The organism is Acinetobacter sp. NyZ410, from assembly GCF_022828975.1.
GTDB classification, from domain to species: Bacteria; Pseudomonadota; Gammaproteobacteria; order Pseudomonadales; family Moraxellaceae; genus Acinetobacter; species Acinetobacter guillouiae.
Map to the genome: position 1 here is coordinate 4506356 of NZ_CP094620.1, position 13173 is coordinate 4519528.

General features: G+C 40.1%; 10 protein-coding genes. 9 read left to right on the forward strand and 1 reads right to left on the reverse strand.

The window, feature by feature from the left end:
• Positions 1-129: 129 nt before the first annotated feature.
• Positions 130-915 (forward strand): bifunctional phosphoribosyl-AMP cyclohydrolase/phosphoribosyl-ATP diphosphatase HisIE, encoded by a 786-nt coding sequence (gene hisIE / locus MTO68_RS21325; protein ID WP_004816700.1) that lies wholly within the window; start codon positions 130-132, stop codon positions 913-915.
• Between the two features lie 58 nt (positions 916-973).
• Here hisIE and MTO68_RS21330 read toward each other — a convergent pair whose 3' ends face one another.
• Positions 974-3160 (reverse strand): alkaline phosphatase PhoX, encoded by a 2187-nt coding sequence (locus MTO68_RS21330; RefSeq protein WP_004816697.1) that lies wholly within the window; start codon positions 3158-3160, stop codon positions 974-976.
• 261 nt (positions 3161-3421) lie between these two features.
• Here MTO68_RS21330 and MTO68_RS21335 point away from each other — a divergent pair, with 261 nt between their 5' ends.
• The 8 genes from MTO68_RS21335 (at position 3422) to MTO68_RS21370 (ending at position 13037) form a co-directional block, all read left to right on the forward strand.
• Positions 3422-4915 (forward strand): UvrD-helicase domain-containing protein, encoded by a 1494-nt coding sequence (locus MTO68_RS21335; RefSeq protein ID WP_004725463.1) that lies wholly within the window; start codon positions 3422-3424, stop codon positions 4913-4915.
• Between the two features lie 91 nt (positions 4916-5006).
• Positions 5007-6380, forward strand: a complete 1374-nt coding sequence (locus MTO68_RS21340; RefSeq protein WP_244014270.1) for an AAA family ATPase — start codon at positions 5007-5009, stop codon at positions 6378-6380.
• A gap of 450 nt (positions 6381-6830) precedes the next feature.
• A complete protein-coding gene (locus tag MTO68_RS21345; RefSeq protein WP_244014272.1) occupies positions 6831-9668 on the forward strand; it encodes a monovalent cation/H+ antiporter subunit A in 2838 nt (945 codons plus the stop codon).
• Between the two features lie 3 nt (positions 9669-9671).
• Complete coding sequence (locus MTO68_RS21350) at positions 9672-10037, forward strand: Na+/H+ antiporter subunit C (protein WP_004725457.1); 366 nt, start codon at positions 9672-9674, stop codon at positions 10035-10037.
• Positions 10037-11839 carry a monovalent cation/H+ antiporter subunit D gene (locus tag MTO68_RS21355; RefSeq protein ID WP_244014273.1) on the forward strand — a complete coding sequence of 601 codons (1803 nt, stop codon included), beginning with the start codon at positions 10037-10039 and terminating at the stop codon, positions 11837-11839. Before MTO68_RS21350 ends, MTO68_RS21355 begins: the two co-directional genes overlap by 1 nt.
• Positions 11840-12361 carry a Na+/H+ antiporter subunit E gene (locus MTO68_RS21360; RefSeq protein ID WP_244014275.1) on the forward strand — a complete coding sequence of 174 codons (522 nt, stop codon included), beginning with the start codon at positions 11840-11842 and terminating at the stop codon, positions 12359-12361.
• Complete coding sequence (locus MTO68_RS21365) at positions 12358-12633, forward strand: monovalent cation/H+ antiporter subunit F (protein WP_004816687.1); 276 nt, start codon at positions 12358-12360, stop codon at positions 12631-12633. Before MTO68_RS21360 ends, MTO68_RS21365 begins: the two co-directional genes overlap by 4 nt.
• 23 nt (positions 12634-12656) lie before the next feature.
• Positions 12657-13037 carry a Na+/H+ antiporter subunit G gene (locus MTO68_RS21370; protein WP_034615073.1) on the forward strand — a complete coding sequence of 127 codons (381 nt, stop codon included), beginning with the start codon at positions 12657-12659 and terminating at the stop codon, positions 13035-13037.
• The last annotated feature ends 136 nt before the right edge of the window (positions 13038-13173 follow it).

Consider the following 13173-nt stretch of genomic DNA (forward strand, 5'->3'; position numbering starts at 1 on the left):
TGAACAAGCGTTTTAATCTCGACTCAATCCATAATCAATATTTTCCTAAAATGCTGGAAATAACGTACACTATACAACCGCTACCATGTCAACGTAGCGCTCTTTCTTTTTATAACTTGGTGAAATCCTATGAACAATCTGCAATGGCTCGATGAAGTAAAATTTAACGAACAAGGGCTTATTCCTGCTATTGCACAGCATCATCAAACTGGTCGCATTTTGATGGTGGCATGGATGAACCGTGAAGCATTACAACTGACTGCTGAAAAAATGCAGGGCGTTTATTTTTCTCGCTCACGAAATAAATTATGGTTTAAAGGTGAAGAGTCAGGCCATTTTCAAACCGTTTACGAAATCCGTTTAGACTGTGATGCAGATGTGATCGTCTTACAAATCGAACAGCATGGTGGAATCGCCTGCCATACAGGTCGAGAGTCTTGCTTCTATCGCAAGCTCACTGCAACGGGTTGGGAAATTGTCGATGCACAATTAAAAGATCCAAATGCAATATACGGTGAAAAACCTTCATCGAATCCACATACTATTGCCATGAATAGTTCCAATGCGCAGGCTGAACAGGTCGAAGTCTTGGGTTATTTAGGTAAAATGATGGCTGAACGTAAAGCAGCTGATCCAGATTCTTCTTATGTGGCAAAGCTTTACCATAAAGGTTTAAATAAAATCTTAGAGAAAATTGGTGAAGAAAGTATTGAAACCATCATTGCTGCTAAAGATTTTAAATCTGAAGCGTGTGAAGATCATAAAAATGATCTGATTTATGAAGTTGCAGATCTATGGTTCCATACCATTGTGATGCTTGGTTACTTTGAGTTGGATGTGCAATTGGTACTCAACGAACTTGCTCGTCGTCAAGGGCTTTCTGGCCTAGTTGAAAAAGCCAATCGAGATCATTAATTTGGCATTTATAAAAAAAGCAGCGAAATATCGCTGCTTTTCTTATTCAAAATCGAAATTAAGAAGATTTTTTCTCAACCGAAGGTGCAATTGGGTCAGCCGTAATATAACCAACAGCCGCTGCGAACTTGTTGTTATAGTTGGTGTTAATCGCTGCATCAAGTTGAGCAAGCATGTCTTTACTTAAACCGTTACGTGAACCATCTTCATTATCTTTATAGAAGCGATACCATTCATCACCTGGGTGCTGGAAGTTGCTCATGATATATGTCCAGCCATTTACTTCATCAACAGCATGTAAACCTGTTGATTCCGCACCTGCTGGTGCAGATAAAACACGATCCAATTTCTTCGTATCTACATTATAAGCCCACAAGTAATTATTCAAATGATTACCTGAGTCTTCACCAATAAATAACACGCGTAACTTTTCAGAGAACTTCAAGTTATCAGGACTAGCAATTTGTGATGGATCTGCAGTATTCCCGAAACTATCAAAACTGATGTCTTTTCCTTTAAGCAATACGCTTGATTCACTTGGAACCCATTCACTATTAATTGCTACATTTGTGCTGTCGATTTGTCCGCCAGACAATTTATGCTCTAAAATACCACCAGCGGTAATTTTAGGAAACTTCACATTGTGCTCAGCAAGATAACCACTACCGCCTTCAACCATTGAGTCAACAATGTTTGCTAAAGCAGAGTAAGCTTTTTTATCTGTGGTATTTACTGTTGTTCCTTCATTTTTCGTCAATGCCATCGATGCACCAACAAAAGCAGCATAGCGATGTGTTTCAAGGAATGCTGCTGCAAGTTTAGTTTTATCAGAGTTATCTTTCAATTTCAGATAAACACCTGTTTTACTTAAATAAGTAAATTTAAAACCTTGAGCTTCCAATTCTGCTTTTTGGTTGGTCTGTTGCGTTTTCAAACGAGCTTTTGCTGCATCTGCCAATAATTTTTGGTCAGCAGTTGGTTTTGAAGCATCAATCGCTTGTTTTTCATCAGCCGTAGCATCTGTTGGATATTTTGCAATCTGTAATTTTGAATCAAAAATATCAGTGGATTTAATACCACTTTTAATCAAGTTTTCAATCTCTGCACTGGTTGCGTGACCGAGTTTAATCCAAGAAATTTTACCCGATGTTGTATCGGTTAATTGCGTTGTGTATTTTGCAACATACAGTGTTCCCGCAGATAAATCTTTTTCCTTATCTGCAACAAACATAAACAAACCACCATTGGTATAGTCATCACCCATAAGTACTGTACGATTATCCGCAAATACTTGTACCAACTCATGTGAAATACGACCTAGGCAGTAATGCTTTTTCACTGAACCTGTACCATCAGCTTTTACTGTAATTTCAGGCAAATGCCCATAATTATATGGATTTGCAGAGGTCTCATCACCATATATATTTTTACTGAATGCTTTAAGTGTCGCTGCTGATTGACCTAATCCCTGATTAAATGCATCTGGCTCGTATTCTTCACTTGAAAGATGTGTTCCCCAAGGTGATAAACTCGCACCACACGTAATCCATAGACCATGTGCACTAGACGTATCTACATTGTGGTATTTAATTAAAGTTAAATGACCTGTTTTAGGATCTTGATCTAGAGTAAGGACTGCAATTGGTGATGACAACTTACCGTAAGTATCTCCGCCTGCTTGATCTTTAGTAAGGTATTCAAATTGAACCACATGGAATACTGGATTTCCTGTTACACCCAAAGCTTTTTTATCGGCATCGGTAAAGTCTTTGCCAGTTGCTTGTTTAAAACTGATTAGAGAACTACCATCTGGACAGTCAGAGAAAAATTGGCGCTCTTTGCCTGCTACAGATCTATCGATAATAGGTTGGTTTTTAATATCATAATAACCACCTGCTATAACTTTACCACCTTTACCATCTGGAACTTCAGTACCTGTTAAGAAGAATGGCTTATATCCAAGTTGATAAGTAGTTGAGCTACCATCATCCCAATTAATCGAAAGTTTTGAAGTACATGTTGTAGTAGCCATTGCTGCAACAACTGTCGGTGCATCCATTGGTATAAATGTTGCAGATTTTAATTTAGCTGGATTGATCGGTGGTTTAACTGCAGTATTTTTATCATCATCATTACAACCTGCAAGTGTGGCTGAAGTTGCCATTGCCCCAAGTGGAAGAAATGGAATGCTGGCTAACCAAGTAAGCACTTCACGGCGTGTATGTCGGCTGGCTGAATTTGTCATAACTTTATCCGAATATGTTTTAGAATTTTCCCGTGCTCAGTTTAGAAAGCAGTTATGACAATCTAGTTTCACTTTTAAGTCATTTTAAAGACAAAAGCCCCAATACCTCATATTATGATAAAAATGATCAGGATACGCTCCGCAGATTCTTAGCACAGTCGCTTAAATAACATCTTGTTAGATTTCACCCTAGTGCTGAGCAATTTTTGCTATACTCTGTCCCATATTGAATTTTCAAGCTAATAAGATTTTATAAATACTGTGCCTTATTCTTTTACACCCACATCTGAGCAAAGCTTTGCAATCGCAGAAGCGAAAAAAGGACAATCATTTAAAGTGATTGCCTATGCTGGCACAGGTAAAACCACGACTTTGCAGTTAATCAGTGATGCGATGACGGAGCGCCGTGGGATGTATTTGGCCTTTAATAAGGCAATTGCCACAGAAGCACAGAATAAATTTCATCAAAATGTAGATTGTCGAACCTTCCACTCTTTGGCGTTTCGTAGTGTGTCGCGTGGGGTAACCGATAAATTACGTCTGCCGCGTTTAAGTCCCAGTTTTATTGCCAAAGAATATCGCCTCGAACCGATTACGCTTAGACGTTTAATGGGCGGGCGTTATGAAAAGTATGTGTTGATGCCCAGCCGTTTGGCAAGTTTAGTTGCCAATGCTGTAAGTTATTTCTGCTCGACCAGCTCACAATACCCAGCACCACGTCATATCCAAGCACCAAGTTGGCTGCATGCAGATGATATCGAGTCTTTACAAAAACATCTTTACCCTGCTGTAGAAAGACGTTGGTTAGAGTCGATTGATACCAATCATCAAGCAGGCATAGGTCATGATATTTATTTAAAACTCTGGGCATTATCAGATCCATTTATTCCAGCAGATTACGTGCTCTTTGATGAAGCACAAGATGCTGATCCATTAATGCTTGGTATTTTATTGCGTCAGCGTAATACCCAAGTGATTTATGTGGGTGATGCACATCAACAAATTTATGCATGGCGTGGTGCGGTCAATGCCATGCAACAAATGCCACTCCCTGAATCTCGTTTAACCACTTCATTCCGTTTTGGTGATGCGATTGCAGATGTAGCCAATCATTTGCTCGGTGCATTGGATGAAACTGTGCCTTTACTGGGCAATCCTGAAATGAAATCGAGTGTGGTCAATAAACCACATACTAAAATGCGTGATGCGATTTTATGTCGCACCAATGCACGTGCAATGGAATTGCTTCTTTCTGGTCTCGTGCAAGGCGATAAAGTTGGACTACAAGCCGATCATGCAAAACTCAACCGTTTTGTTGATGCGGCAAGTTTGCTTAAACAAGGCAAACGTGTTGTGGATGTGCCTGAACTGGCTTGGTTTAACTCTTGGCATGATGTACATGAATACTGTGAAACCAATGACGGTAGTGATATCAAACCCTTAGTCAAATTGGTTGACGATCACGGTACGGAACCGCTCAAAAAAGCACTTGCTAAAATAACCCCAATAGAGCAAGCTGATTATGTGATTTCAACTGCACATAAGGCCAAAGGGCTAGAATGGAATCGTGTCCATATCGAAGATGATTACCAATTTAAAATAAACGGTTTAGAACATAAAATTAGCGATGAAGAATTAAGACTGTTATATGTTGCCTGTACACGGGCAAAGGTTAGCTTAAATATTCATCACATCTATGATCTCGTGCAACAATTGAAAGTAAAAGCGCCATTTAAAAATAAAGCAACAGCATAAGGGTTTTGAGCAGTTCATCTGTATTAGCGAAAAAATCGCAAGGTGAAAATATCAACAGCTTTTATGCTGCCCGTCAATTTTCAGGTATCCTATGAAACTAGCAGCAATTCATTTTCGCCATACATACCATTTTGCTGATTTAAAAATAGACTTTAATTATAAAAACAAACCAATCAGTTTAATTGTTGGCGAACAAGCCAGTGGAAAAACGGCAATTATTAAAAATATTTACCAAGCTTTGACTTGGTTTCCTGCACGTCTAAAAGATTTGCGCACACCTGGTGTGGTGATGCTCGACCAAGACATTATGTTAGATCGAGTGCAATCCAAAATAGATGTTAAAATCAAATTTCCAATAGAGTTTGGTCAACTCGCAGAAAGCACTGCAACAGCAGAACAAGATCCGCAAAGTTGTCATTGGCAATTATATAAAACCTTAAATAGTTCTGGTGTTGGTCTGAGTAAAGTTGACTTAGTACAACTCGAACAATTGGTAGAACGTTATAATCTAGTGCTCAAAAAAGATCCTGTTCAAGGCTTACCTTTAATTGCCTACTACCCTGCTGAACGATTTGTAAATGAAGTGAATATTCTCAATAAAAATAATCCCATTATTTTACAAGCGCACAATGCCTATGAGTTAGTACCGATTCCATATACCACCTTTGCACGATTTTTCGAATGGTTTCGAGAAATCAGTGATATCGAAAATGCACAAATCGCGCAACTTTTTCAAAGTGTTTTAGCGCAAAAGGAATCTTCAAATCAAAGTGATGAGGATTTTCAAAGTATTTTATTTCAAGCCCGTGCTCAGTTACATGCACCCAGCTTAAAAGCCTTAAAGCAAAGCTTGAGTATTGTCCTTCCTGAAGTCACAGATCTCTATTTAGAGTATCAGCCCAAATTACAACTGATGGTCACTTATAAAAATCAAAGCCTAACTTACTCACAACTGTCGAATACGGTTAAAAATTGGCTAGCCTTAGTCGGTGATTTAGTGCGTCGTATGTGCATACTCAATCCTTTAAGTCTTTATCCTTGTGAAGAAGGTGAAGGCATCTTACTGATTGATCAAATTGATGTTGATTTAGACCAATTTGGCCTTCAGTTAATTCTCGATCGTTTAAATCAAGCCTTTCCTCGTTTGCAGATCATTGCTACAGCCAGTCATGAAGAGCTGCTTGAGCAAGCCGACGAATATCAATGTTTTAAACTGGACAATAAAAAGCTTTATGAAATTCAGAACAATAAAGTATGGCAAGAATACCAAGATATTTATGCAAACTTGCTCAAAGAAGTTCCCAAAAGCGCTGAACAGGATTTGCTTGAACCCGAACCCAATCTACCAGTAAATGTTCAACAGCTTTTTGAGCAGTTTAAACACCTCAGTGAAGAACAAAAGACCGAATTAAAACGTTTAATGCAGTCTGGTGATGACCAAACGTCACATAAGTTCTTATTATAGAAATACCTCAGCCTACACCCGTCAATAGCAGACAGTGAATGATCATCAATCGTATGACACTGTCTTTTATACTCCATTCTCAAATCATGAATATATTCACGTTCATATTCATTGTTCTATAAAATTCCAAACATACTAGATTGATTGTTAGCGCATGATTTTCAAGCAGCAAAAAGTCACATGAAGCGTATAATTACAAATGTTTGCGTAAAAAACGACAAAATAAATTGATGTTATTCTACTCATGTAATAAGATGAAAAAATCAATTTAAATTAGATTTTTCAATGCAAATTGATTTTCTAATCGCTTTCTCAAGTTGCGCAACACAACTCATTTTTTAATTACTAATTTAATTCGGCTTTCAAGATTTAAGTTATTGGACTGTTCCTTGCATTCCTCAAATCCTTGAAAGATAAGATTCACATAGGTTTCACGACCTATTCACGACAATGGATACGCGTGTGCTTCCGATTATTATTCTTTTACCATTAATACTTGGCACTATCGTTGTTCTGTGGCTGAAGCAATTCTCTCGCGGGGTAACAGCTTTAGGGGCAATCGGGGTCAGTTTAAGCAGTTTTATCCTGCTACTGACTCAAGCGAAAACAGTATTAAGTGGACAAGCCGTTTTAGAGCAGTGGCAATGGCTACCTCAAATTGGTATTGATTTTAGTTTCCGATTAGATGCTTTAAGTTTAATTTTTTCATTGCTGATCACGGGGATCGGCACACTGATTTATATCTATGCCTATTATTATCTAAACCCGAAAAATTCTCTGAGTAAGCTCTATGCATTGTTGATGCTGTTTATGGCCGCAATGTTGGGTATTTCCTTGTCGAATAACTTAATTATTTTATTGGTTTTTTGGGAACTAACCAGTATTTCATCATTCTTGTTAGTAGGCTATTGGAGTAACTACGACGCCGCGCAACGTGGTGCACGGATGGCGCTGACCATCACTGGTATGGGTGGCTTAGCCATGCTGGGTGGCTTTATTCTGATTGGTCAAATCGCAGGAACCTATCAAATTGACCAACTCACCATGATGGCGAGTACAATTCAAAATAGTGGTTTATTTGTTCCCGCTTTATTGTTGATTTTATTGGGTGCGTTTACTAAAAGTGCGCAATTTCCCTTCCATTTCTGGCTACCCAATGCCATGGCAGCACCAACCCCTGTCTCAGCCTATCTGCATTCAGCAACTATGGTAAAAGCAGGGATTTTTCTGGTTGCACGCTTATTGCCAATCTTTGTTGGCTCGGCACTGTTCCATAATCTTGTCACCACAATTGGTCTGCTGACCTTATGTATGGCAGCATTTTTTGCCATCTTTAAAGAAGATTTAAAAGGCTTACTGGCTTATTCAACCATCAGTCATTTAGGTTTGATCATGTGCCTTTTGGGTATAGGCTCACCTTTAGCCGTGGCTGCTGCAGTTTTCCATATTATCAATCATGCAACCTTTAAAGCGGCATTATTTATGCTCGCTGGGATCATTGACCATGAATCTGGTACACGGGATTTAAGAAAGTTAAGTGGGCTTTGGCAACTTCTTCCATTTACAGCAACATTAACCATGATTACCGCTACAAGTATGGCGGGTGTACCTTTGACCAATGGCTTTATCTCAAAAGAAATGTTCTTTACTGAGCTATTGGCAAACTTATCTGGTGGCTATGTTGTGTTGGCAGCGATTGTTGCGACATTGGCAGGTTTATTTGCGGTTGCTTACTCAGTTCGTCTGGTACATGGTGTATTTTTTGATGGTGATGTGGGGCGTGATGTTCCCAATAAAAATGCCTATGAGCCGCCAATCGGTATGCGAATTCCAGCAATCATATTGGCAACTTTATGTATTTTAGTCGGAATCATTCCTGCACTGTTGGTTGAAAACATTGTCAATGCCGGAACACGCGCATCAACACAAATTGCCAGTTTTGAAGGGGTTCATTTAGCCATCTGGCATGGTTTTAATTTACCGTTACTGATGAGTGCAGTTGCCTTAATTGGTGGTGTGATTTTTTATTTCGCATTGGCCAAAGGCGGGCGAATTCGTGAAATTGATCTTGATCCACACTTAGGTCGTTTCCAAGGCAAATTATTATTTGAAGATTTCCTTAAAAATCTCCTGCTGATTTCACGCAAAATTAAGAAAAAAACTGAAACTGGCTCATTACAAAATTATTTATTGTGGATTTTGGCCTTAAGTATTGCTGTGGTTGCCACACCATTGATCAACCAAAATTTAACCACAGGAACACGTGAACTCACACATGCACCCTTTACTGCAATCGTGTTATGGCTGTTATTGTTCTCCGCCTGCTGGATGATGCTGTGGTTCCACCATGAACGTATAAAAGCGGTTCTGATTAGTGGTGCAATTGGTTTGGTCGTGACGATGATTTTCATCACACTCTCTGCGCCAGACTTAGCACTGACACAAATTACTGTGGATGTTGTCACAACAGTTCTATTGTTGATGAGTTTATCACTGCTTCCTCAGTTAACCCCTTATGAGTCCAGCCAAACCCGCCGTTGGCGTGATGCAGTCATTGCAATTGGCGGCGGTATTGGTATTGGTTGGATTACTTGGTTAATCATGACACGTGATCATAATTCGATTTCATGGTTCTTTGTTCAGCAGTCAATTCCGTTAGGCGGTGGCTCAAACATCGTCAATGTCATTCTGGTTGATTTCCGTGGTTTCGATACCTTTGGTGAAATTGCAGTATTGGGCATTGCAGCCATTGGTGCGCTGTGCATGATGGATGGGATGCGTGCACATGGCACCACGATCACTCAAGGTCTGAGCTATCGTTTCAATCCATCGCCGCTGATGTTCCGTATGACGGCTTCATGGGTACTACCAATCGCACTTGTGGTAAGTCTGTATATTTTCATGCGAGGACATAATTATCCAGGTGGCGGCTTTATTGCAGGCTTAATTACCTCTATGGCATTGGTGATTCAATATATCGCGATTGGACAAGATCAGGCTGAAAAAATGCTGCGTGCTCAATCTGGTCGTTTATATGAAATTTGGATTGGTTTAGGGCTGATCATTGCTGGGCTTTCAGGTCTGGCTTCATGGTTCTGGGCACGTCCGTTTCTTACCAGTGCGCATATTTATGTGGAATCAGGACTATTTGGCAAATTCCATCTGGCCTCTGCTGCCGGATTTGACCTTGGCGTATACGTCACGGTTGTTGGTGCAGCCATGTTACTCATTTCTGTTTTAGGCGACTCTAGACATTCAAGCATGTCTGGTCCAGTACCCAAGGAGTAATGCATGATCAGTTTAGAATTTTTAATTGCATCTGCGATTGGATTATTGGTTGCCTCAGGAATTTATCTGATTCTTCGTGCACGTACCTTTCCAGTCGTTCTTGGATTAGCCATGATTGGCTATGCAGTCAATATCTTCCTGTTTTCGATGGGAAGAATACAAATCAGTTCACCTGCGATTTTAACCCAAGCCAGCAAAGTCACTGACCCTTTGCCTCAAGCTTTAGTGCTAACCGCAATTGTCATTGGCTTTGCAACGACTGCTTTTATCGTTCAATTGGCATTACGCAGTCGTTATGAGTCTGGGACAGACCATGTAGACACCAAAGAGGAACCGAGTAATTTTGACCCACGTGAGGATGAGCCATAATGACCAGCTTTTTAGATTTTTGGTATGCTCATTCTCCAATCCTGAGTATTTTAATTCCTGCATTTACAGGCTTTATGCTGATTTTATTAGGCAATCCTGGTTCAGGCGCTTTAAAACATGATTGGCGACAACCTTGGCGCCGTGGCATTAGCTTAATCTCGGTTATGCTTGGACTCGCCACTGCGATTGCTTACTTGATTCAAGCCAATACCGGGAAAATCTTTGTTTATCAACTTGCTGAATGGTCTGCACCATTTGGGATTGTCTTGGTACTTGATCGCTTATCGGCGTTAATGCTGGTTCTCACCTACACACTTGCAGCGCCTGTATTGTGGTTTGCCAGCAAAGAATGGGATGAACGTGGGCGTTATTTTCATGCCATGTTCCATCTTCTTTTAATGGGTCTGACTGGTGCATTCTTAACAGGTGACTTATTTAACCTGTTTGTATTCTTTGAAATATTACTGATGGCATCTTATGTCTTGCTGTTACATGGTCAAGGCAAAGCCCGTTTCCAATTAGGTATTCACTACGTCACCATCAACTTACTGGCTTCTGCCCTATTCCTCATCGGTTTAGGTATGATTTATGGCAGTGTGGGCAGTTTGAATATGGCCGATGTCGGTCGTTTATTACCGACCTTGGAACATGATCAACATCGTCTTGCTATAGCAGGTGGTTTGCTTCTATTTGTTGTATTTGGCATCAAAGCAGCCATGTTACCTGTGGGTTTCTGGTTGCCAAAAACCTATGCTGTTGCCGCGACACCTGTTGCTGCTATTTTCACCATCATGACCAAAGTGGGTGTGTATGCAATTTTACGGGTCAATGGTACCGTCTTTAATGATCAGCTTGGACAAACGATCTTTAGTAACTACTTATTGCCAATTGGTTTAGTCACATCATTATATGGTGTGATCGGTGCACTCGCAGCTGAACGCTTACGCCGCTTTGTTGGTTTTATGGTGTTATCCTCAGTCGGAACAATTTTAGTTGCCATTGCCATGTTTAACACACCAGCATGGGCTGCTGGGTTGTACTACCTCGTTCACAGTACCATCATAGCCGCTTCGTTCTATTTGCTCTGTGGTTGGATTACTTCACAACGTGGTGCAATGAAAGATCATCTCAAAGTCGCACCAAAGATGAAGCAAGACAAAGTCATTGCCATGACATTCTTCCTTATCGCTTTGATGATGGCAGGTTTACCGCCATTTAGTGGTTTTTTAGGCAAAGTCTTAATCTTACAGGCAACTGCAAACTTGGCTGCACAAGGCTGGATTATTGCGATTATCTTGATTGTAAGTTTTTTAAGTATTCTGGCATTTACACGAGTCGGATTTATCCTGTTTTGGCGAGCGACGACACCTGAGGACAACCCGAAAGAAGACGCTTATACAGCCTATCAGGACTTACCCGAGCAAGCCCCTGCACGCAATGACAAAAGCGTTTACCTGCTACTGGCTGGACTGATTGTCTATGTCGTTTGCGCTGCTCCAATTTTAAATTATGTTGAAAAAACTGCGCTGCAAGTTTCTGATGCATCACTTTATCAACAGCGTATTTTAAAATTGGATGGGCATGGTGAAACCATCAGTGTACAACCTTTCGATCCGCACTATGTACCTGAAACAAAATACAATGGTGAAATGGTTGATCCAAATGCACACTATATTCCCTATATCATTAGCCCAGAAACCCTAAAAGGTGAACATATCTCTGAATTTAAGCAACGCCAAATTCAGGGACAAGAACAGCAACAACATGTTGAAAATGCTCAACTCAAGCCTATGGAGCAATAAATGCAAAATAAATCATTATTCGCTCGTATTTTACCGCATCCTTTTGTGTCGGTGATTGTGGCAATGAGTTGGCTGATGTTGAATCATAGTGCTGAAAGCTTTGATTTTGTTGTGGCAATCAGTTTGGGATTAATCATTCCTAAACTGATTCAACCCTTTATCATTCATACGCCCAATATTCATTGGAAAAGCGCCATTCAATTATTTTTTGTGGTGCTATGGGACATCGTCATCAGTAATATCAAAGTTGCTAAACAAATCTTAGGCCCAACCAAAAATCTCACCCCGAAATGGTTTCGAGTTCCTTTGGAAACCGACCATGAACATGTCAATACGTTATTGGCGATGATCATTACCACCACACCAGGTACAGTCAGTGCTGGGATTGATCAAGAACGTGGTGATATTTTGGTTCATGCACTAAGTTGTGATGATGTAGACGCAGAAATTCAAGCGATTAAAGCCCGCTATGAAGTTCCTTTAATCGAAATCTTTGACCTGCAACGAGGAGCACGTTCATGAGTATTTTACCTTATGCACTTGGTATTTGCCTGCTCGCAGTGACCATCTCCATGTTGTTATGTTTGGTCCGTTTGGTGATGGGCCCTTCTATCGTAGATCGATTACTGGCATTGGATACATTGTTTTTAAATGCAACCTGCTTAGTTGTCATTCTTGGCATTTATTGGGCAAGTACCTCAATGTTTGAAGGCGCATTATTGGTTGCAATGCTGGGCTTTGTTTCAACTGCTGCACTGGCTCGTTATTTTACAACGGGTCATGTGGTTGATTAAGGAGAAAGTACATGGAAAATAATATGCAAATTGTCATGGAAATCATCGTTTCATTCTTCTTGATTGTTGGTGCGTTTTTTACTTTGGTAGGTGGCATAGGTATGGTCAAATTACCAGACTTATTTATGCGTCTACATGCACCGACAAAATCCAGTACCTTGGGTTTAGGCAGCTTTTTAATCGCGGGAATGATTTACGCAGCATTTAACAGTCGTTTAGGTTTTGCAGAGTTATTGATCACACTGCTTGCCTTTATTACAGCTCCAGTATCGGCAAACTTAATTGCGCAGGCAGCAATTCATTTACGTCTACGTTCAACCTCTGGTGATGTACCTGAAGCAATTAATCGTCCTTTACCATGGCAACGTCAAAAGATCATAAAACAGTTTAAAGATAAGATTTAATTTATTTTCTGGCTGATTGTTGACTGGTTGATTGGTTGGCTAAATTAAATTGGACTGAGTCTAGGTACATACTGACTTAGTCCAATTTAAGCCACAATCAAGCTTAGATCGTCTGAAATACATTATCATCAAACTA